This is a genomic window from Aeromonas sp. 11P, assembly GCF_051920165.1.
Classification (GTDB): Bacteria; Pseudomonadota; Gammaproteobacteria; order Enterobacterales; family Aeromonadaceae; genus Aeromonas; species Aeromonas veronii.
Window position 1 is genome coordinate 3,496,669 of sequence record NZ_JBQBDJ010000004.1, and the last position, 20,210, is coordinate 3,516,878.

Genomic DNA, 20,210 nt, shown 5'->3' on the forward strand with positions numbered 1-20,210 from the left:
CACTTCAAAAAAAGCCTGCAAATGGTGAGGATATGGGCTCTATCCGTGAAGGAGTGTCCCATGTCTTTGATCGAAACCTGTCAGCGCATCGTGCGCGATCCCCATCTCTCCGCCGCCCAGAAGAGCCACGCGCTGGCGCTGGCCGCCGAGAATGCGTTGCCTTACCCCGATCTGCCTGCCGCAGTCGCCGAGGCGATGGAGCAGGGATTTATCTGCGACATGTTCGAAGGGCACGCCCCCTACAAGCCGCGCTATGTGCTGCCGGACTATGAAAAATTTCTGACTCAGGGCTCTGCCTGGCTGGAGCTGGCACCACCACAGGATTTCGACGAGGCGCTCAACGCCCTGCGCATCCTCTATCACCATGTCCCCTCCGTTACCGGCATGCCGGTCTGGCTGGGGCGGCTCGACCATCTGTTGTTGCCGTTTGTCGGCGAACTGGATGACGAGACTCTCTACTACAAGCTGAAAGGGTTCTGGATCTATCTGGATCGGGTGCTGCCGGACGCCTTCATGCACGTCAACATCGGTCCCGATGACAACCGCATCTGCCGCCTGATCCTGCGCATCGACAACGAGCTCAAGCAGGTGGCGCCGAACCTCACCTTCTTCCACGATCCGGAGCAGACGCCCGACGATCTGCTGTTGCAGGCGGTGAAGAATATCGCCGAGTGCAGCAAGCCGCACATCGCCAACTACCCGATCCACCGCGATACCTTTGACCAGCGTGGTTTTGGTATCGTCAGCTGCTACAACGCCCTGCCGCAGGCCGGTGGCGCCAATACCCTGGTGCGCATCTCCCTCAAGCGGGTCGCCGAGCAGTGTCAGGGGATCGATGATTTCCTCGGTTGCCTGTTGCCCCACTACTGCCGTCTGGCCTCCCAGCTGATCGAAGCGCGGGCCGCATTCCTCCACGATGAGTCCGGTTTCTTCGACAGCTTTCTGGTGAAAGAGGGGCTGCTGGATGAGGATCGCTTTGTCCCCATGTTCGGCATCTACGGCATGGCGGAAGCGGTCAATATCTTGATGGATAAAGAGAATCTGCCGGATCGCTACGGCCACGGCGAGGAGGCGAACCAGCTTGGCTATCGCATCTCGGCCCAGCTCTCCGCCTATGTGACCACGACCCCGCAAACCCACGCCTGGGGTGGCCGCGCTTTGTTGCATTCGCAAGGTGGCCTCAGCATCGATGTAGCAGTCACCCCCGGGGTGCGCATTCCCTACGGGCAGGAGCCGGATCCCGCCAGTCATGTGCTGGCGCTGGCGCCGCACCACACTTATTACCATTCGGGGATCAGCGAGATCCTCACGCTGGATCCCACCATCCGTCAGAACCCGCAGGCGCTGTTGCAGCTCTGCAAGGGGGCGCTCGCCATCGGTATGCGCGAGTTCACCGCCAACGTGGCCGACAGCGATCTGGTGCGGGTGACCGGCTACATGATCCGCAAGAGCGACGTGGCCCGCTTCGCAGAGGAGGGATCGCGGTTGCAGACCACCTGTCTCGGTGCCGAGGCGAGTGAAGTGACCGCCATTCGTCAGAGGGCACCACGAGTGGTCGCCCACGAATCGACTATCGGCGAGTATTGAGTTCGCACCGATGGCTGATGTTTTGCCAACACGCAGCGCCTTGGTAAGCAGGGTGCTGCCCTTTTCCTGTGTCGACGGGCCGGGCAACCGGCTGGTGCTGTTTCTGCAAGGGTGCAACTTTCGCTGCCCCGGCTGCCACAATCCCCACACCATAGGGCTGTGTGACGATTGCGGTGACTGCCTTGCGGTCTGCCCGAGCGGTGCCCTCACCTTGAGCGAAGGCAAGATACAATGGCAGGCAACGCTCTGCACCGATTGCGACGCCTGTCTGGATGTCTGCCCGCGCAGTGCCAATCCCAAGACCACAACCATGACGGTGGACGACGTGCTGGCCCTGTTGCGCCGCTACGGCCCACTGCTGAGCGGAATTACCGTCTCCGGTGGTGAGGCTACCACCCAGCTCCCCTTCGTGGTTGCGCTCTTTGCCGCCATCAAGGGCGCGCCGGATCTGGCCCATCTCACTTGCCTGCTCGACAGCAACGGTTCGCTGGCCGAAACCGGCTGGCAGCGGCTGCTGCCGGTGCTCGACGGCGCCATGCTCGACCTCAAGGGGTGGCGTGACTCGGTGCATCACACCCTGACCGGCTATGGCCGCGAGCGGGTGCTGGCTTCGCTCAGGTTGCTGGCAAGTCACGGCAAGCTGGCCGAGTTGCGGCTGCTCCATGTGCCGGGCAAGAGCGATTTTCTGGATGCAAGTGGTGAGCTTGACGAGGAGCTTGCCGCCTTCTTGCAGCAGCTTGGGCCTGTGCCCATTCGCCTCAACGGCTTTCGCCACCACGGGGTGCGGGGGGAGGCGGCGCAATGGCAAGAGGCTCACCAAACCGAACTGGAACAGCTGACCAACCGCTTGCGCGCAGCGGGATTGGGGCCGGTCTCACTGCCTGCCTTGATGGGCTGAGTGGCCGCGTCATCCGGTGACCGTCATCGCGTGAGGTGCGGCATGGAAAGGCAGCAACTGTGATTTCTGTCTATTGGAGGGGGCGAGAACGGCGGCTAGAATAATGGCCATCTTCTTACCCCTCAATGACAGATAATCATGAGTGAAAGCAAGGCGTTATATCGGGTTCAGTTTATTTGCCACAGCGAGCGCTACGAAGTGTATGTGCGCGAAGTCAATCAGGGCCAGCTGTTCGGTTTTATCGAGATTGCCGATTTTGTCTGGGACAACCATACGGCGCTTATCGTCGATCCCAGTCACGAGAAGCTCAAGAGCGAATTTGCCGATGTGCGCCAGACTCTTATCCCTATGCATCAGGTGCTGCGCATCGATCAGGTGAAAAAGCAGGGGGCAGCCCGCATCACGGATCTGGGCAGCAACGTCGCCTCCTTCCCCAGCCCCATCTATACCAAACGTCCCTAGTCCCTACTTGCCGTTGATGTTTCGCCGCGGTGAAACATCAATCTCTTCTCCTTGTCGTCCGGCTCAGGGCTCAATCAATTCGCGACCCAGTTGCAGGATCCGCTGGCGGAACCAATGACGGGCCGAGCCATCACCGGCCGGGCCATACCAGACCAGACTGTGACTCACCTTGCCGTAATCGAACGGTGCCGGACGCATCACCAGATCCGGTTGACTGGCCATGCAGGCCGCCCAGCCACCGATGGCAGTGAGGATCAGATCGGTCTGGGGCAGCAGGGCCGCCGCGCTGGCAAAATCGGGCAGGGTGGCGCCAATCTGGCGACGCACCTGCTGCTGGGCCAGGCTCTGCTCGAAGAAGGGGTTGGCCAGCTCCTGATCCCGGATGGCGATATGGCGCCAGCTCAGATAAGCATCGAGATCCCAGGGCTTGGCCAGCGCGGGGTGGTCTTTGCGCAGCAGGCAGACCAGTTTCTCTTCCCGCAGGGTTTCCCACACCAGCCCGGGCTGGCGCGGCAACGGCTGGCTCTGGTCATGAGGCAGGATCACGAAGTCGAGTTTGCCCGCTGCCAGCGCCTCCAACCCCTGCTCATCCTTGTTCCAGATCTCCGGCACCATGCCCGGCACCTCTTTCATCAGCTGACCCAGAATGGGGGCCACCGGCCAGGTCATCACGCTCTCGCGCAATCCCAGCCGCAATGTGCCCTGCCACTGCTGCGGGTTGAAGGCGTTCTGGCGAGTGAGGCCGTTCAGCTCCCCCAACAGCCGGTGCAGGGTGGGCGCCAGTCGCTCGGCCATGGGGGTGAGCAGCAGCTGGTTGCCCTGGCGGTAGAGCAGTTGATCCCCCAGCAGATCCCGCAGCTGGTTGAGAGTCTTGCTGACGGTGGAAGGGGTGGTGCAGAGCCGCTCTGCGGTGCGGGTGACGCTCTGGTTGTCGAGCAGCAGGTGCAGGGTGACCAGATGGCGACCTCCCAATCTTGAGAGTGCGATCAGATCCATAAAGACTCCACAAGCGAATGAAACAGACAAAAAGCCCCGCCAAAGCGGGGCTGATGCGGATTAGCCCTTGAGCACCGCGGCCATGGCGTCGGCTACGTAGTCGACGTTGCGACTGTTGAGGCCCGCCACGCACATGCGACCGGATCGCACCAGATAGACGGCGAACTCCTCGCGCAGCCTGTCCACCTGCTCTGGGGTGAAGCCGGTGTAGCTGAACATGCCGCGCTGGTTGATGAAGTAGCTGAAGTCGCGGCCCGGCACCTTGGCGCTCAGCACCTCGAACAGCTTCTGGCGCATGGCCTTGATGCGGGTGCGCATCTCGGTCACCTCGCCGACCCACAGGGCGTGCAGCTCCGGCTGGCTCATCACCGCCGCAGTGATCTGGCCACCGTGGGTGGGAGGGCTTGAGTAGTTGCGACGTACGGTGGCCTTCATCTGGCCCAGTACCCGGCTTGCCTCTTCGGCATCCTTGCAGATGACCGACAGGCCGCCGCAGCGCTCACCGTAGAAGGAGAGGTTCTTGGAAAACGAGTTGCTGACGAAGAAGCTGACACCGGCGGCCACCATGGCACGGATGGCGTAGGCGTCCTCTTCCAGTCCGTCACCGAAGCCCTGATAGGCGATATCCATAAAGGGGATCAGGTTCTTCTCGACCACCAGCGTGATCACCCGATCCCACTGGGCGCGGGAGAGATCCACCCCGGTCGGGTTGTGGCAGCAGGGGTGCAGCAGCACGATGCTCTTGGCCGGCAGAGTGCTCAGGCAGTCGACCATCGCATCGAACTGCACGCCGCCGGTGGCCGCATCGTAGTAGGGGTAGTCGTGCACCTTGATGCCAGCTCCCTCGAACATCGCCTTGTGGTTATCCCAAGTGGGATTGCTGACCCACACCTCGGAGGTCGGGAAGTAGCGCTTGAGCAGATCGGCGCCGATCTTCAGCGCGCCGGAGCCGCCGATGGTCTGGATGGTGGCGATACGTCCCGCCTTGACCGCTTCATGGTCGGCACCAAACAGCAGGTGTTGCACTGCGGTGCGGTAGTTGGCGGCGCCTTCCATCGGCTGGTAGGGGCGCGGGGCAGGGGCGGCGGCGCGCTGGGCTTCGGCCTGCTGCACCGACGGCAGCAACGGAATGCGCCCCTGCTCATCGTAATAGAGGCCGATCCCCAGGTTCACCTTCTGCTCGCGGGTGTCTTTGTGGAAGGTCTCGACCAGGGTCAGGATGGGGTCGCCAGCATAGGCGTCGACGTGTTCAAACATGGGGGGTCCTTGCGAAATGGAATCCAGAGTATGGCGATCAATGATCGGCGGTCATCATGGCGTAAAGCCGGCGAGGGCTCAAGTCAGAAAGGGGTAGGGCTGGCGGGCCGACACTGGTCTGCTGTAAACGGGATGATGCGGGGCTGCCCGCAGCCCCATTCTGAGGCCTTACTTCAGATAGGATCGCAAGACCCGCACTACCTGATCCAGATCCTCCAGCCGCTCGGCGTGGGTCGCCTCTTCGGCGCCGAGGTGTTCGCGCATGTGTCCCTCCAGCACCTCCAGCATCAGGCCGTTGACGGCGCCGCGGATGGCGGCGATCTGCTGCAAAATGGCTGCGCACTCGCTCTCCTGCTCCAGCGCGATCTCCAGTGCGCCGGCCTGTCCCTTGATGCGACGTACCCGTGCCAGCAGCTTCTTTTTACCGTGAATGGTGTGTGACATGCAGGATCCTCTCGATCAATAAAACTATACTGGGGTATAGTATATTGCATTATCGTCCTCAGGAGAAATCCATGTCATCCCTCGCTCAATCACACTGCCATCAACCCGTCATCCACGAGGGCAATCCGCTGGCCGAACAGAAGACCCGCTGGGCCGTGCTGCTGACCGTCATCATGATGGTGGCGGAGATTGGCGGCGGCTGGTTCTACAACTCCATGGCGCTGTTGGCCGATGGCTGGCACATGAGCTCCCACGCGCTGGCGCTAGGTCTCTCGGTGCTGGCCTACCGCGCCGCCCGCCACTTCGCCCGTGACCACAGATTCAGCTTCGGCACCTGGAAGATCGAGGTACTGGGTGGCTTCACCAGCGCCCTCTTGCTGGTGGGGGTGGCCGGCATGATGCTGTTCGAATCGGTATTCCGGCTGCTGGATCCCAGCCCGATCCACTACCAGCAGGCTATTGCCATCGCCATCGTCGGCCTGCTGGTGAACCTGGCCTGTGCCTGGCTGCTCAAGGATGATCACGGTCACCATCATCACCACGGCCATGGACATGGTCACCATGATGATCATCACGACCACGATCACTCGCACGATCATCACCACAGCCATCAGGATCTCAACCTGCGTGCCGCCTACATCCACGTGCTGGCGGATGCGGCCACCTCGGTGCTGGCCATTCTGGCGCTGGTGGGGGGCATGCTGTGGGGCGCTGACTGGCTTGATCCGCTGATGGGCATAGTGGGTGCCGGGCTGGTCGCGGTATGGGCATGGGGGCTGCTGCGCGACTCTGGTCGGGTGCTGCTGGATGCCGAGATGGATGCCCCGCTGGTGGCAGAGATCCGCGAGGTCATCGCCGAACTGCCGGGCACTGATATTCGCGATCTGCATGTCTGGCGGGTAGGACAGCAGCAGTATGCCTGTGTGCTCTCTCTGCTGATGGTCAATCCGCTACCGGCGCAGCAGATCCGCGAGCGGCTGGCGATCCATGAAGAGCTGGTGCATGTGACCATCGAGATCGCCAGCGAACAGGATAAATAACGGGGGCCGTTGGCCCCCTTGGTTTCAGTGCTGTTGGCACTCTGATGTCAGTGCGGCTGCCCGGTGATCTCCTCCTGGGGCTTGTGTTGCCACACTGCACCGAGCAGCAGCTTGAGCAGCAGTCCGGGCGGGTTGTCCAGCAGTTTGCCCGATTCAAGCAGCAGCTGGCCATCGGCGCGAAATCCGAGGCTGGCATCAATAGTGCCATCCTCCGAGACCACCTGGATCAAACCATTGAGGGCAGAGCGCTCACCGGGTTGACAGCGCAGCCGCAACTGGCGGGGCTCCCCCAGCAGAGTGAAGGCGCGGCTCAGCGGGGGTGAGTCTTCATAATCGGGCCAGTTGAAGAAGTGATACTGCTCGGCCAGGGCGCCAGCCTGCTGGCAGAACTGGTCGAATAGCTGCCCGATCGCCTGATACTCCTGATCGAGTCGTCTTGCCTGCTCTTCAATCCGTTTCATTGTTTACTCCTTGTCTATCCACTTGATCAGACATTGCTTTTCTGACCCCGTGACTGCCGCTTTCCAGATATGAGGCCAAATGGCCGCGAGGTCTGTGAGCCGGATCGAAGTTTCAGTCTGAAAACGTTATCTTGTTGAAACTGGATGGTTTTTTTGCCCTGTCGCTCACATTTGAATCGATTGCCGCTGATTAATATGGCACCGCCTGGCAATGACCGGGTGCTCGACTATCGAGACTAACTACAGCGGGAATTATAAAAATATGGATATGAAAAAGACCAAAGTGGCGCTGGTAACAGCCTCACTGCTCGCGCTTTTGTCTGGCTGTAATGACAACAGCTCTGAAGCCTCCGGTGTGAACCCCGTCCCCCCTACACCGCCTACACCTGAAGTCACCGATGGGCCTGTCGCTCGTCTGTCCAAGATGGATCCCCCGAAAGAGTTGTTGGTTGCCGGCGACAATCAGGTGGTCATTGCGCTGGTGGATACCCAGTCAGCAGCCAAAGGGGCCAAGGCACCGTTTGACAGCCACAGCCTGCACCTTTGGAACAACGACGCCTGCAAGGCAACGGCTGATAGTGGCCTGAACAGCGGGTGGGATGACAAGAGCAAGACACCAGCCACCGCCGACAGCTTTGGTCCGGCCTGGGTCGTGCCGCTCAACAAGGTGGAAGGGTGCATCAACTTTATCGCCCGCAACGGCGATCTGGCCAACCTGACCGGCAGCGATATGAAGGTGATCTTCAGTGAGCACCCGGATCGCACCGTGGCCATCGTCGCGGGCAAGAAAGATCTGTTTGGCAGCCGTGCCGAAGCCTTTACCGCCGCCTTTGGCGTGGCGGGGGCCAGCGCTCATTTGATCGATGGCAATACCCTGATTTGGCAAGGGGGCAAGGACAAGCCCCACGTTCGCCTCTATTACACCGACTCGGGCACCATCAAGGCCAATGCCGATGGGGTGTTCGATTTCCCCTATATCAGCCTGACCGCGACCAGTCTGACTGCCGAGCAGCAGGCCAAATATCCGCATCTCAAGGATGCCGCCGCCTTTGCCCTGCCTGCCGGTAAAGATCTCAAGCCCCTGCTCAAGGGGGAGCTGGTGGCTATCGGCACCGATGCCGACGGTATCCTGCAAGGAGCGACCCTGGTGCAGAGCGCCGGCGCCCTCGATGCGCTCTATGCTCCCGAGGCGACCAAGCTGAGCTATGGCGCCGTGGTAGAGGGCAACCGGGTGACCTTCCGCCTCTGGGCGCCGACCGCCAAGTCGGTCAAGCTGGCCCTCTACAACGCCAGCCATCAGAAGAGTGGTGAAGTGGCCATGACTTTCGACAGCGCCAGCGGCAGCTGGAGCTACGAGGGCGGCAGCGAGCTGATCGGTCAGTTCTACCGCTACGACATGGAGGTTTACCATCCGCTGAGCCGCAAGGTTGAGCACTACGAGGTGACCGATCCCTACTCCCTGAGCCTCGCGATGAACTCCGAGTTCAGTCAGGTAGTGGATCTCGACGATCCGGCCCTGAAACCGGAAGGATGGGACAGCCTCAAGGCGCCCCACAGCCAGCAGAACCCCGCCGACATCACTATTTATGAGGCCCATGTTCGTGACCTGACCGGCAACGATGCCTCCACCGATGAAGAGAAGCGCGGCAAGTTTGTCGGCCTGACCCAGCCCGACTCTGTACCGGTCAACCATCTGAAAGCGCTGGCAAAAAGCGGCGTCAGCCACCTGCACCTGCTGCCGGTGTTCGATATCGCCACCGTCAACGAGGATCCGGCCAAGGTAGCCAATCTCGGCGATGACTTCAGCAAGCTCTGCCAGGTCAATCCGGATGTGAAAACATCCAAATTTGGTGGCTATTGCGGTGGCGGTCAGACCGTGGGGGATGTGCTGGCCGACCTGCAAGGGGGCGACAGCAAGGATAATCCGCAGGTGCAGGAGCTTTCCGGTTACCTGCGCGGCGTCGACTCCTTCAACTGGGGTTATGACCCCTACCACTACACCACGCAGGAAGGCTCCTACGCCACCAACGCCGAGGGCACCAAACGTATTCTGGAGTTCCGCGAGATGGTCAAGGCCATCAAGCAGAATATCGGCATGAACGTGGTTATGGACGTGGTCTACAACCACACCAACGAATCCGGGCTCGGCCCCAAGTCGGTGCTCGACAAGATAGTGCCCTGGTACTATCAGCGCCTCAATCCGGAGACCGGCTCGGTGGAGAACTCCACCTGCTGTTCCAACACGGCGCCGGAGCACGCCATGTTCGCCAAGCTGATGGATGACTCCCTGGTGACCTGGGCGCGCGACTACAAGATCGATGCCTTCCGCTTCGACCTGATGGGCCACCACCCGAAAGATCAGATGGTGCAGGCGCTGGCCGCGGTGAAGAAGGTCAATCCCGAGATGTACTTCTACGGCGAGGGGTGGAACTTCGGCGAGGTGCAGGATGACAAGCGCTTCGTGCAGGCGACCCAGAAGCATCTGGGCGGTACCGGTATCGGCTCCTTCTCCGATCGCTTGCGCGATGCGGTGCGCGGCGGCAGTCCGTTCGACGGTGGCGATACCATTCGCAAGACCCAGGGCTTTGGCAACGGTGCCTTCGTCGATCCTAACGAAATGAGCAAGGTGGATCTGGCGACGGCCTTGCACCAGTCCGATCTGGTGCGGCTCGGCATGGCGGGCAACCTCAAGGAGTTCGTGCTGACCGACAAGGATGGCATGCCGAAGAAAGGCGCCGAGATCGACTACAACGGTCAGCCTGCCGGTTATGCCCAGGATCCGGTGGAAGTGCAGAACTATGTCGACAAGCACGACAACCAGACCCTGTTCGACAACCTGATCTACAAGGCGCCTGCCGGAGCCGATCTGGTGCGGATGCAGGGGGTCTCGCTGGCGACTGCCATGCTGGGTCAGGGCATTCCCTTCACCCACGCCGGTGTCGAGCTGCTGCGTTCCAAGTCCATGGAACGGGACAGCTATGACTCGGGCGACTGGTATAACCAAGTCGACTACACCCTGGGCGACAACAACTTTGACAAGGGGTTGCCGCGCAAGGACAAGGATGGCGACAACTATCCGCTGATCGAGCAGGTGCTCGGCAAGCATGCCAAGCCGGGCTCGGCCGAGATGGCGCAGATGGTGAGCTTCTATCAGGAGCTGGCGGAGCTGCGCAACTCCTCCCGCCTGCTGCGTCTGGGCAGCGGCGCCGAGGTGATCAAGCGGGTCGACTTCCGCAATACCGGGCCGGCTCAGGTGCCCGGCCTCATCGTGATGACGGTGGATGATGGTGCCAGCGTAGGGGCGGATCTGGATCCGGCCATCGACGGTCTGGTGGTGATGATCAACGCCACCAACCAGAGCCAGAGCATCGGCGACTTCCGTGACGGCAACGATCAGCCGATCGATCTGAGCGGTATGGTGCTTAGCAGCAAGCATCGCACAGTCGGCAGCATCGCTAGCGGCGCCGCCTATGACAACGGCCAGCTGACGCTGGGGGCTTGGTCTGCTGCCGTGTTCGTCAAGCCGCAGTCTGGCGCACAGGGCATAGGTTTGCCGGTCAGCAAGAAGACCGACCTGAGCACCCTGCCACCGTTTGGCAACACCGAAGTTTATCTGAAGGGGTTCCTCGATGAGTGGGGCAACATCAACCAGATGACCTTCAGCGGCAACTTCATGTACGAGTTCACTACCGAGGTGAGCACCGACAAGCTGGGTACCACCAACGTCAAGATCGCGGACGCTAGCTGGGGGCCGGTCAACTACGGCAGCTGCAACGCCGGTGACAAGCTGGTGGTCGGCACCCCGCTGACCCTTTGCAAGGGGGGAGAAACCGGCAATATCGGCGTCGATCTGGCCAAGGCGGGCAGCTACAAGTTTGTCTTCACCGCCATGAACAAGGACAAACCGACCCTGAGCGTCAGCTTCACCGAGCCGGTGCAGAGCTGCAAGGTGTTGGATACGGTGGCGGGCAATCCGCTCGGCTACAACCTGTTCATCAAGGGTGAGCTCTCCGGTTGGGCTGCTCAACCTCAGTACCAGCTGAGCTACAAGGGGAAGGATGGCGATCTCGCCATCTATCAGGCTGCGTTCAATTACACAGGTAGCACCGAGTTCAAGGTGGCCAACGAGGACTGGAGCAAGGAGTACCTGCTCAACGGTGGCGGCGCGGTGAACGCTGAAACCGGCTATTCGTTCGCCTTCTCCAAGGGGGGCAGTGCCAATAATAGCATCACATTGCCGCAGGGGCTGTGGAGTGTGCTGGTGAAGGTTGACCCGGCTGGCGTCAAGGCAGGTACTGCCGTCATTCAGGAGTGCAGCGTCAAGTAAGCAAGCCATTGAGTCCGGGGGATGGCTCGGCGCCCCCGGGTTGAATTCCACCTTGCCAAGGGTGGGATAACTCCGAGAGAGTAAGCAAAGCGCGACTGCCGACCGGCAGGCGCGCTTTTTCTTTTACGGGGTGCCGTGAGAGAAATGAGAGGAAAAAGAAAAGCCGTCCCGGTTGGGGTACGGCTTTTGGCTGGGATGCCATTGGCTGGCTTAACGCTTGCGCAGCAGCCGCAAGGCGTTGGCGGTCACCAGCGCGGTGGCGCCGGTATCGGCCAGCACAGCAATCCACAGGCCGGTGATGCCGAGCAGACTGGTGACCAGAAAGATGGCCTTCAGCCCCAGCGCCAGCGCAATATTCTGGTGAATATTGGCCAGTGCTGCCCGCGACAGCCGGATCATCGCAGCGATGCCGCCGAGCTGGTTGTGGGTCAGCGCCGCATCGGCTGTCTCCAGCGCCACGTCGGTGCCGCCACCCATGGCGATACCGATGCTGGCCCGCTTCATGGCCGGGGCATCGTTGATACCATCACCGATCATCGCAACTTTCTGAGTGCTGGCCAGCTTGGCGATCTCTTCCACCTTGTTCTCCGGCAGCAGACCGGCGCGCCAGCCCATGCCCAGCTCGGTGGAGATCGCCTCGGCGGCACGGGGGTTGTCCCCGGTCAGCATGATGCTCTGGAGTCCGAGCCGGTTGAGTTCTTGCAGCGCAGCAGCCGCCTCTGGGCGGATCTGATCCCGCAGCGCCAGCAGGGCAACCGGCAACGCCTGAGCATCGCTGCTCTGGCAGAGCACCACAACGGTCTTGCCCTGCCGTTCCAGCGAACCAATCCGGGTCTGCTGTTCCATATTCAGGGTCGCCACCCGGCTCGGTGCCAGCAGTTGCCACAGCTCACCGTTGATGCGTCCCTCAACGCCCATGCCCGGCAGGGCGCGCAGATCGCGGGCTTCTACCTGTGCCAGCCCCTGCTCGTTGGCGGCGGCGACCACGGCGCGAGCCAGCGGGTGGTGGGAGCCCTGCTCAATGGCAGCCGCCAGCGCCAGCAACTCGTTCTCCGGCTGGCCATTAAGGCTCACCAGTTCGGTCAGCTGCGGCTTGCCCAGCGTCAGGGTGCCAGTCTTGTCAAAGGCGACGGTATCGATATGGGCCAGTCGCTCCAGTGCGGCCCCGCCCTTGATCAGCGCCCCCTGACGGGTAGCGGCGGCCAGCGCCGAGGTAACCGCTGCCGGGGTGGAGATGACCAGGGCGCAGGGGCAGCCGATCAGCAGCAACGCCAGTCCGCGATAGATCCACTCGTCCCAGCTCTGGCCGAAGACAAGGGGCGGCACCAGCACCACCAGCAGGGCAACCAGCATCATGGCCGGGGTATACCAGCGGCTGAAGCGGTCGATAAAGCGCTCGATGGGGGCGCGCTGGCTTTCGGCCTCCTCGATGAGGTGCAGAATGCGGTCGATGGCGTTGTTGCCGGGCTCGGAGACCACCTCAAGACGCAGCACCCGATCCGCCGCCAGACTGCCGGCTGGCACCTTGTCACCCTGACGGCGTTCCACCGGAATGGATTCACCGGTCAGGGCGCTCTCGTCAAACGCACCGAGTTCATCGAGCAGGCGGGCGTCGGCAGGTAGACGGGCACCCGGGGCGATTTCGATGATATCGCCGGGACGCAGCTGATCGGCGCCGACCTCTTCCCGCACCTCGCCCTCGGCAGTGGTACGGATCCGCAGCGCCTTGTCAGGCACCAGCGCCATCAGGGCGGTCACTCCTGCCCGGGCGCGTCCGGCGGCGTAGGCCTCCAGATGTTCACCCAGCATAAAGAGCAGCAGCACCATGGCCGCTTCGGCGGTTTCGCCGAGAAACAGGGCGCCTAGGGCGGCGACAGTCATCAGGGTCTCGATGGCGAAGGGGGAACCGCTTTTGGTCAGCGCCCACGCCTTGCGGGAGATAGGCCACAACCCCCAGAGGGTCGCCAGGGTAAAGAGCGGCTGACCGAACTCTTTCGGCAACAGGGCGGCGACCAGCATCAGGCCGGCCAGTGACAGGGGCTGCCAATATTTGCCCAGGGTGGTCAGCAGCGGGCTTTGGCGTGTTGCTTCCTTTGTGATTGTGTGGGCTGTATTGGCCTGAGCACCCTTGAGCTGGAAACCGGCGGCCAGCACGGCGGCGGTGACGGGATCGGGGGAGATGCCTGGGGCCAGATCCACTACCAGCTTCTCGGTGGCAAACAGCACGCGCGCCTGTTGCACGCCGCTCACCCGGCTGACGGCGGTCTCGATCTTGCGGGCGCAGCTGGGGCAATCCATCCCCAACACCTGCCAGCAGTGGCGGCTGTTGCCTTGCACCGGTGCAACCAGCGGGTCGGCAGGGGGGATATCGTGCTCATGCTCATGCTCATGCTCATGATCGTGAGCTGGTGATACGGAGGCGCTGCAGCACGCTTGATCGTGACAGCCTCCTCGGGGAGGCTCTTCATCCCCGGGGGATTCATTGCCGTCACGGGATGGGTGCTCATGAGGCGTCGGGGTTGAACAGCAACTGACGGGCGTGGTGTTGTCGCAGCAGTGGCTATCGTGGTGATGTTCACTCTGGCCGGAGGCCGCCTTGCTGACGGCTTTGATGGGGGCGGCGTGCTGATGATTGCAGCAGGATTTGCTCATGATGAGTCCCTCTTGATGGATCCCGCCCCTGCGAGATCCCTGATTACCGAGAAGGAGTCTAAACCTTGGTGTTAAGTCCAAGGTCAACCCCTTTATATCCCTTGTCTTCGCGGGTGTTTGTCTGGTCCCGCCGCCCCTATACTGATCACCCGGATTTTTACTACACCAATAAAGGACATAACACATGAGCAACTCAGTCACTCTGCAAGGCAACCCGGTTTCCGTCGCTGGTCACTTCCCGGTCGCCGGTGAGCAAGCCAAGCCCTTCTCCCTGGTGGCCAAGGATCTCTCCGACGTGACCCTGGCAAGCTTTGCCGGTCAGCGCAAAATCCTGAACATCTTCCCGAGCGTCGATACCCCGACCTGCGCGACCTCTGTGCGCAAGTTCAACGAGCAGGCCAGCGCGCTGGAGAACACTGTCGTGCTCTGCATCTCCGCCGATCTGCCGTTTGCCCAGTCCCGCTTCTGTGGCGCCGAAGGGCTGGACAAGGTAGTGACCCTCTCCACCCTGCGCGGTGCGGCCTTCATGGAAGATTACGGCGTGGCCTTCTCTTCCGGTCCGCTGGTCGGTCTGACCGCTCGCGCCATCGTGGTGCTGGATGAAGAGAACAAGGTGCTGCACAGCGAGCTGGTCGCCGAAGTGGCCGACGAGCCGAACTACGCTGCGGCGCTGGCCGTGCTGTAAGGCTGCAAGCCATAAAAAATCCCGCTTCGGCGGGATTTTTTATGCGGGAATTGTCTGTTTAGGGGGTTGCGGGCGGGGTGGTCGCTGACTCAGCCTTGGCGGGTGGGGAGGGCTGCCACTCCACATAGGGGCGGTGGATCTTCTGGTAGATCTCGGCCAGTTTGCCGCTGGCGGCCAGCTGGTCGATGGCTTGGCGGAGAAATTCATCCATCTCGTCACCCGCCGCCCCTTTCTGGATGATGAAGACATCCTCGAAATCACCGAAGAATTCGCGGCGGATATTGGTCAGCCCCAGATGCTTCAGCATCAGGTCGGCCTCCTCTTGCGCCCAGACAAAGGCGTCGATACGGCCGCGTGAGAGCTTGCGCAGTGACTGCTCGATACTCATCGAGCGCTGCACCGGGAAGGGCATATAGTCGGGAACTGCCTCGATCAGCAGATCCCGTTTGGTGGGCACTATGCCGTAGGCCATATCTGTGGTGACCGGATTGGCGGTATTGCTGTAAATCACATGGGCCACCTTGCCAAAGCTGCGGGTACTGAAGCGATAAGCCAGCATATCGATATCCTTGAGGTTGCGGATGGCGGGCAGCCCCAGGTCAGCCTTGCCTGCGATCACTCCGGCCATGGCTCGGGCGATGGGATAGATGGTGATCTTGATGGTCACATCGGGGTAGAGATCGTCGATGGCGTGTACCAGATCGACAAAGGGGCCTGTCTTGTCGGCATTGATCAGCCCTGGCAGCTCGCCAAGGTGGGCATTGAGGATGCGCACCGGTTTCGGCGGCTCGGGGGCGGCGTCGTTTTCCGGAGTCTGCGACAGGCCGAGAGTCGCGCTGCCGAGCAGGGTGACCACGAGCAGCAGAAGGGGGATGTGTCTGGTCATGGCGGGTCTCTCTTGGTGATGGGTCAGCTAAAGTGTAGTCAGCCCGTCGCCAGCGCCCCTCGGTCAGGCCATCATGGATAGGGTTTTACTTCTCGGTCCCCGCTCACTAGACTTCGCCTCCCACTTCTTTGTTGACGTAGCGCCATGACCTTTAGCGAACTTGCCCTCCATCCCGCTCTGCTTGCCTCTTTGCCCGCCACCTTGCAGACGCCTACCCGCATCCAGCAGTTGGCGATTCCGGCGGCGCTGGCGGGGCAGGATCTGCTGGCGCTGGCCCAGACCGGCAGCGGCAAGACGCTGGCGTTTGGTTTGCCGCTGCTGCAACGGCTGGATCCTGCCTCCAGTCTGGTGCAGGGTCTGGTGCTGGTGCCAACTCGCGAGCTGGCGATTCAGGTCACTGTTGCGCTTAAAGAGGGCGCCGAGGCGCAGGGGCTGCGTATCGTGACGTTGTGTGGGGGCGTTGCGCAGGAGCGGCAACAGGCCGAACTGGCGCAGGGGCCACAGCTGCTGGTTGCCACGCCGGGGCGGTTGCGGGATCTGCTGACCCAACAGTTGCTGGGGCTGGATGGTTTGCAACTCTTGGTGCTGGATGAGGCGGATCGCCTGCTGGAGATGGGCTTTGCTCCCGACATCAAGGCGCTACTCGGCTTTATTCCTGCGGATCGCCAGACCCTGCTCTTCTCCGCCACCTTGCCTGCCGAGCTGGAGGCGCTGGCCAACGGCCTGCTGTGCGAGCCCACCCGTATCGAGGCTAACCCCCTCAACAGCGTGGTGAACGAGATCGAAGAGCGACTCTATCTGGTCAACAAGAGCAGCAAGGTGCCGGCCCTCATCAGTTTGCTCAAGGAGCAGGCGTGGCCGCAGGTACTGGTCTTTATCAGTGCGCGGGATGATGCCGACGGGGTTGCCAGAAAGCTGGCCAAGGTAGGTATCGCTGTGGCTGCCCTACATGGCGAAAAAGAGCAGGCGGTGCGCGAGCAGGCGCTCGGCGATTTAAAAGAGGGCAAAATTCGGGTGCTGGTGGCCACCGACCTGATGGCGCGCGGCATCCATGTGGAGGCGCTGCCGGTGGTGATCAATCTGGACTTGCCCGCCAGCGCCCCTGTCTATGTACACCGCATTGGTCGTACCGCCCGGGCTGGCCGCAAGGGGCTGGCCATCTCGCTGGTCTGCCATGGCGAGAGTGACATGCTGCAAGCCATTCGCACCCTGACCGGCCGCGAGCTGCCGTTGGGCGATCTGGCGGGATTCCCGGTCACTGACCAGCCTGCCAGCGGGGAAGGCAAGCGCCCCCCGCGTGACAAGCAGGCCAATCGCCGCACTCAGGCCAAACGCAGCGTCAAGCAGTTCAAGGGCAAGCGCTGACCTCAAGGTTTGCCTTGCTCCCGCGCGAAGAAGTCACGACGCCACTGGCTCAACACCTCCTCCTTGTGTTGTTGCCACAGGGCAGGATCCATCTGCTGTTGGTTGATCGCCAGTTGCTGCTCCAGCTCGGCCAGCTCTCGCTGGTAGCGACTGCGTTGATCGAGCTGTTGCTGGCGCGCCTCGGCAAACGCCAACGTGGCTTCGGCCTGCTCTGGGGGCAGGAAGTGATGGGCCTGGGTGGCCAGCTCCTCATCTCCCCAAAGCTGACGAGCTTGCTGCAGGCGGGCATCCGGGTTGAACAGATCCACCGCCAGATCCGGATGATCCGCCGCCCACCGATCCTGCAAGCGGCTGAGGGCGTCCAGCCGCTCGGCCGGCGGCAACTGCTCGCTCTCCTGCGCCAACTGATCCAGCGCCAGGGCATAGCGCCCCTGTAACCGGATCAGGCTCTCGCCCTTGCTCAGCCACCCGGCCTCTGTTGCCTCCAGATTGCTCACACGCTGCGCCAGCGGCAACTCGCTGTCGCTGATCTCGCTGGCAAGCTGGTTGATCAGTTCACCCGGCATCGCCTGCCAGCTGCTGGGCACTTCTTTGCTTTTGCCATCCATCCCCTCAGCGTTTGGTATGCGGGGAGGCGGGCTCCCCGGTTCTGCTGGCAACTGCGCATCGGCCAGAGAGGGAGTCTCCGACCGTTCTGGCGATATCGGAGACGGCTCTTCCTGCCAGCCCAGATTCACCAGCAAAAGGGTCAGGATAGCCAGCGACAGCAAGCCGTAGTGACGCTTCATCGGCTGATCTCTCCCTTGACCGGGAAGTGATCGGAGAGGTTGCTGGCGGGCCAGAGGCTGCCATCGCTGCTGCGCGGGATCCAGACCGTGTTGAGGTTGTGGCGTACGGCGCCGTACTCCCGGCTTACCACCAGATAGTCCAGATACTCGACATTGGCGCCACCGGAGAGTGGCCCGCCGGCATAGGGGTTGATCCTGGGATCGAAGGTGGCTTCGGTATAGCCGCCATAGGCGGGTTCATGGGCGTTCAGATTGGCCAGCATGTTGGCGTAGTCATCGGCAAACTTGCGTTTGTTGACGTTGAAATCGCCGCCGTAGATGACGGTGTCCGTGGTCGGGATCTTGAGGCTGGCAGCCAGCGCGCGGATCTGACCGAACTGGATCTGGCGCAGCTTGCGCGCCTCGTCAGTGTCGAAGCTGGCGGTGTGGGTGGCGAACAGGTGCCACGCCTTGCCCCCCTTGATCACCTCGGCGTACATCACCCCCTTGTCGGCGAAGCAGTCGGTGCCGGTGCATTGGGGATAGACTAGCTGGGCCTCCCGCACTATGGGATAGCGGCTGACGATCACCACGCCGCCGTCGTGGACGTTGACCCCGGGCTTGTCGAGCACCTTGGTCTGGTAGGGGTACTCTTTCGCCAGCGCCTGCAAAAAGCCCTCGCGGCGGCCATCGAATACCTCTTGCAGCAGCAGGGCGTCATAACCCTTGAGATAATCAGGCAGCAAGGTCAATCGCTCGCCGATGCTGGAGGCGATGACCGGCAGCGCCCAGACGTTGTAGCTGGCCACCTTGAGCCTGTTTTCTGCCGGTTCCGGTTGCTCCCGTTTTTGGGGGGGCGTGATCATATAGTGCAGATCGTCGTAACGGCCGGTGAACTTGGCGGCAAAGGCCAGCTCTTGTGGCCCGGCAACGCGGTGGATCGCCCGATCGTTTTGCCAGCCGGATGCGTCGGTCGGCGTCTCGCCACCGTGCTGCAAGGTGGTGTTCCACCAGGTTCCCTCCATCAGCTGGTTGAGCCGATAGACGTCGCCTGCCGCTGTGGTCACGCGGGTTTCGAACAGATAGCTCTTGCCCGCTTTTACCCCCTCATAGCGATTGAAGCTGAGTACCATGGCACTCTCCCACGGGCCCAGCTCGGTGCGGTGCTGGCTCCACTGACTGCCGGGTTGCAGCTGGCCGCTGCCGCTTTGGCGGATGTCGATCTGGAGCGGTTCAGGGCTGTTGTTGGTGAGGTAGACATCGGTATCGGCCAGTGCCAGTTGCGGGAACTGGCTGACCAGCAGCAGGGCGGCATAACTGAGGGTTTTCTGCATCACAGGATCCTTTTGGTTGCAGGGCAATGGAAAGTGACTGTTATGGCGAATGCAGAGGTCAGTTTGTTTACATTTTGGTTACAAGTAAATGAATTGGTTTTGTTTGGAGCTTTGTGGAGGTGTAAAGCGAGCGAGGCAGCACGCTTAAAGAGAGAGGGAAGAGCGAGGGAAGGCGCCCGTGTCAGGCGCCTTCAGGAGTTAGCGGTGGGCCAGCGGGTAGGTGAAGAGCGCCAGATGGGCGAAGTTGAAGGCGAAGTGGATCAGGATGGCTACGGAGAGTCGCCCACTGAGCTGGAATGCCAGGCCATAGCAGCAGCCGGCCAGGGTCGCAAACAGCGCCAGCAGTGGACCACCGGGCAGGTGGATGGCTCCGAACAGTAGCGCGGCCACGACGATGCCAATCCAGGGGCGGTAACGCTCGGTCAGCCCCTGCTGGATCGCGCCACGAAACAGCGCCTCTTCCGCCACACAGGTGAACAGCAGATTGTTGAGTGCAAACAGCCACCACCAGTGGGGCAGACCCACTTCCGGTTTCAGTGCCCCCAACTGCCAGGCGATGACCAGCAGGGCTCCCAGCGGCAGCAGCAACAGGGCCAGCGGGCTCCAGCGGATTGCGCCCCCCTTGCCCGGCAGCATCGGGCAGGCCAGCAGCAAGCCAAAGAGCAGCAGCGGCTTGTCGAGGTTCAAATACATGTTGAACGGCACGCTGGCGGGGCCTGCCAGCGCCTGATCCAGCACCTTGAGATTGTTGAAGCCGGGGATCAGGTGCAGGGTCAGCGCAATCGCCCAGAGGATCAGCACCACTCTGGCCGCCATCGCCCGGCGGGCGGGGAGGGTTGGCGTATGCCATGCCAGCAGTAATCCTGCGACCGAGACCAGCAGGGCGGGTAGTGTCATTCGGTCAAGCCACAGTGCCAGCAGCAGGGAGAGTCCCAGCAGGGCCAAGGCGGGAAGACGCTGGCGGAAGAGGGCAAGCAGCACGGCCAGCGCCAGCGCGCCCCAGATAAATGAATCTGGAAGGGGTAACATTGGATCTCCTTGATCGAGGC

General features: G+C 61.9%; 16 protein-coding genes. 7 read left to right on the forward strand and 9 right to left on the reverse strand.

The features are described from left to right. The first annotated feature begins 60 nt into the window (after positions 1–60). From ACTG1P_RS16200 to ACTG1P_RS16210, 3 genes are all read left to right on the forward strand, one after another. Entirely contained in the window at positions 61–1,587 is a 1,527-nt protein-coding gene (locus ACTG1P_RS16200; RefSeq protein WP_440001708.1) for a YjjI family glycine radical enzyme, read from the forward strand. Positions 1,588–1,597: 10 nt separating this feature from the next. Then, positions 1,598–2,485, forward strand: a complete 888-nt coding sequence (locus ACTG1P_RS16205; protein WP_440001709.1) for a YjjW family glycine radical enzyme activase — start codon at positions 1,598–1,600, stop codon at positions 2,483–2,485. Between the two features lie 138 nt (positions 2,486–2,623). Next, the gene (locus tag ACTG1P_RS16210; protein WP_005340296.1) at positions 2,624–2,947 is read left to right on the forward strand and encodes a DUF1820 family protein; all 324 of its coding nucleotides are present in this window, start codon (positions 2,624–2,626) and stop codon (positions 2,945–2,947) included. Between the two features lie 63 nt (positions 2,948–3,010). Here the strand turns inward: ACTG1P_RS16210 and ACTG1P_RS16215 are convergent, their stop codons facing one another. The 3 genes from ACTG1P_RS16215 to ACTG1P_RS16225 all read right to left on the reverse strand — a co-directional run bounded on the left by ACTG1P_RS16215 (position 3,011) and on the right by ACTG1P_RS16225 (position 5,644). Beyond that, the gene (locus ACTG1P_RS16215) at positions 3,011–3,943 is read right to left on the reverse strand and encodes a LysR family transcriptional regulator (RefSeq protein WP_440001710.1); all 933 of its coding nucleotides are present in this window, start codon (positions 3,941–3,943) and stop codon (positions 3,011–3,013) included. A gap of 60 nt (positions 3,944–4,003) precedes the next feature. Then, the gene (locus tag ACTG1P_RS16220) at positions 4,004–5,200 is read right to left on the reverse strand and encodes an amino acid aminotransferase (protein ID WP_440001711.1); all 1,197 of its coding nucleotides are present in this window, start codon (positions 5,198–5,200) and stop codon (positions 4,004–4,006) included. A 168-nt stretch (positions 5,201–5,368) separates the two neighbouring features. Beyond that, complete coding sequence (locus tag ACTG1P_RS16225) at positions 5,369–5,644, reverse strand: metal/formaldehyde-sensitive transcriptional repressor (protein WP_440001712.1); 276 nt, start codon at positions 5,642–5,644, stop codon at positions 5,369–5,371. A 71-nt stretch (positions 5,645–5,715) separates the two neighbouring features. On the opposite strand from ACTG1P_RS16225, the gene dmeF reads away from it, so the two are divergent. Further along, the gene (dmeF, locus tag ACTG1P_RS16230; protein WP_440001713.1) at positions 5,716–6,684 is read left to right on the forward strand and encodes a CDF family Co(II)/Ni(II) efflux transporter DmeF; all 969 of its coding nucleotides are present in this window, start codon (positions 5,716–5,718) and stop codon (positions 6,682–6,684) included. Positions 6,685–6,731: 47 nt separating this feature from the next. Here the strand turns inward: dmeF and ACTG1P_RS16235 are convergent, their stop codons facing one another. Further along, complete coding sequence (locus ACTG1P_RS16235) at positions 6,732–7,145, reverse strand: hypothetical protein (RefSeq protein ID WP_201994766.1); 414 nt, start codon at positions 7,143–7,145, stop codon at positions 6,732–6,734. A 262-nt stretch (positions 7,146–7,407) separates the two neighbouring features. On the opposite strand from ACTG1P_RS16235, the gene pulA reads away from it, so the two are divergent. Beyond that, complete coding sequence (gene pulA / locus ACTG1P_RS16240; RefSeq protein WP_440001714.1) at positions 7,408–11,472, forward strand: pullulanase-type alpha-1,6-glucosidase; 4,065 nt, start codon at positions 7,408–7,410, stop codon at positions 11,470–11,472. 210 nt (positions 11,473–11,682) lie between these two features. On the opposite strand, the gene ACTG1P_RS16245 is transcribed toward pulA, so the two are convergent. Then, entirely contained in the window at positions 11,683–14,124 is a 2,442-nt protein-coding gene (locus ACTG1P_RS16245; RefSeq protein ID WP_440001715.1) for a zinc/cadmium/mercury/lead-transporting ATPase, read from the reverse strand. Positions 14,125–14,308: 184 nt separating this feature from the next. On the opposite strand from ACTG1P_RS16245, the gene tpx reads away from it, so the two are divergent. Beyond that, positions 14,309–14,809 carry a thiol peroxidase gene (tpx, locus tag ACTG1P_RS16250; protein ID WP_440001716.1) on the forward strand — a complete coding sequence of 167 codons (501 nt, stop codon included), beginning with the start codon at positions 14,309–14,311 and terminating at the stop codon, positions 14,807–14,809. A gap of 58 nt (positions 14,810–14,867) precedes the next feature. On the opposite strand, the gene ACTG1P_RS16255 is transcribed toward tpx, so the two are convergent. Then, positions 14,868–15,695 (reverse strand): ABC transporter substrate-binding protein, encoded by an 828-nt coding sequence (locus ACTG1P_RS16255; RefSeq protein ID WP_440001717.1) that lies wholly within the window; start codon positions 15,693–15,695, stop codon positions 14,868–14,870. A gap of 144 nt (positions 15,696–15,839) precedes the next feature. Between ACTG1P_RS16255 and ACTG1P_RS16260 the strand changes: the two genes are divergently transcribed. Continuing rightward, positions 15,840–17,060, forward strand: coding sequence for a DEAD/DEAH box helicase (locus tag ACTG1P_RS16260; protein ID WP_440001718.1), 1,221 nt, complete (start codon positions 15,840–15,842; stop codon positions 17,058–17,060). Positions 17,061–17,062: 2 nt separating this feature from the next. On the opposite strand, the gene ACTG1P_RS16265 is transcribed toward ACTG1P_RS16260, so the two are convergent. From ACTG1P_RS16265 to ACTG1P_RS16275, 3 genes are all read right to left on the reverse strand, one after another. Further along, positions 17,063–17,848, reverse strand: a complete 786-nt coding sequence (locus ACTG1P_RS16265) for a hypothetical protein (RefSeq protein WP_440001719.1) — start codon at positions 17,846–17,848, stop codon at positions 17,063–17,065. Continuing rightward, on the reverse strand, positions 17,845–19,161 hold the full coding sequence (locus ACTG1P_RS16270) for a sphingomyelin phosphodiesterase (protein WP_440001720.1): 1,317 nt from the start codon (positions 19,159–19,161) through the stop codon (positions 17,845–17,847). Before ACTG1P_RS16270 ends, ACTG1P_RS16265 begins: the two co-directional genes overlap by 4 nt. A 198-nt stretch (positions 19,162–19,359) precedes the next feature. Further along, positions 19,360–20,190 carry a lysostaphin resistance A-like protein gene (locus ACTG1P_RS16275; RefSeq protein ID WP_440001721.1) on the reverse strand — a complete coding sequence of 277 codons (831 nt, stop codon included), beginning with the start codon at positions 20,188–20,190 and terminating at the stop codon, positions 19,360–19,362. Between the last annotated feature and the right edge of the window lie 20 nt (positions 20,191–20,210).

What these genes read in the sequence shown, in the direction of transcription:
- ACTG1P_RS16225 (WP_440001712.1), bottom strand. Translation starts at nt 5,644, where the DNA reads ATGTCACACACCATTCACGGTAAAAAGAAGCTGCTGGCACGGGTACGT.
- ACTG1P_RS16200 (WP_440001708.1), top strand. Translation starts at nt 61, where the DNA reads ATGTCTTTGATCGAAACCTGTCAGCGCATCGTGCGCGATCCCCATCTC.
- dmeF (WP_440001713.1), top strand. Translation starts at nt 5,716, where the DNA reads ATGTCATCCCTCGCTCAATCACACTGCCATCAACCCGTCATCCACGAG.
- ACTG1P_RS16215 (WP_440001710.1), bottom strand. Translation starts at nt 3,943, where the DNA reads ATGGATCTGATCGCACTCTCAAGATTGGGAGGTCGCCATCTGGTCACC.
- ACTG1P_RS16275 (WP_440001721.1), bottom strand. Translation starts at nt 20,190, where the DNA reads ATGTTACCCCTTCCAGATTCATTTATCTGGGGCGCGCTGGCGCTGGCC.
- ACTG1P_RS16220 (WP_440001711.1), bottom strand. Translation starts at nt 5,200, where the DNA reads ATGTTTGAACACGTCGACGCCTATGCTGGCGACCCCATCCTGACCCTG.
- ACTG1P_RS16210 (WP_005340296.1), top strand. Translation starts at nt 2,624, where the DNA reads ATGAGTGAAAGCAAGGCGTTATATCGGGTTCAGTTTATTTGCCACAGC.
- ACTG1P_RS16265 (WP_440001719.1), bottom strand. Translation starts at nt 17,848, where the DNA reads ATGAAGCGTCACTACGGCTTGCTGTCGCTGGCTATCCTGACCCTTTTG.
- ACTG1P_RS16270 (WP_440001720.1), bottom strand. Translation starts at nt 19,161, where the DNA reads ATGCAGAAAACCCTCAGTTATGCCGCCCTGCTGCTGGTCAGCCAGTTC.
- ACTG1P_RS16235 (WP_201994766.1), bottom strand. Translation starts at nt 7,145, where the DNA reads ATGAAACGGATTGAAGAGCAGGCAAGACGACTCGATCAGGAGTATCAG.
- ACTG1P_RS16245 (WP_440001715.1), bottom strand. Translation starts at nt 14,124, where the DNA reads ATGAGCAAATCCTGCTGCAATCATCAGCACGCCGCCCCCATCAAAGCC.
- pulA (WP_440001714.1), top strand. Translation starts at nt 7,408, where the DNA reads ATGGATATGAAAAAGACCAAAGTGGCGCTGGTAACAGCCTCACTGCTC.
- ACTG1P_RS16205 (WP_440001709.1), top strand. Translation starts at nt 1,598, where the DNA reads ATGGCTGATGTTTTGCCAACACGCAGCGCCTTGGTAAGCAGGGTGCTG.
- ACTG1P_RS16255 (WP_440001717.1), bottom strand. Translation starts at nt 15,695, where the DNA reads ATGACCAGACACATCCCCCTTCTGCTGCTCGTGGTCACCCTGCTCGGC.
- ACTG1P_RS16260 (WP_440001718.1), top strand. Translation starts at nt 15,840, where the DNA reads ATGACCTTTAGCGAACTTGCCCTCCATCCCGCTCTGCTTGCCTCTTTG.
- tpx (WP_440001716.1), top strand. Translation starts at nt 14,309, where the DNA reads ATGAGCAACTCAGTCACTCTGCAAGGCAACCCGGTTTCCGTCGCTGGT.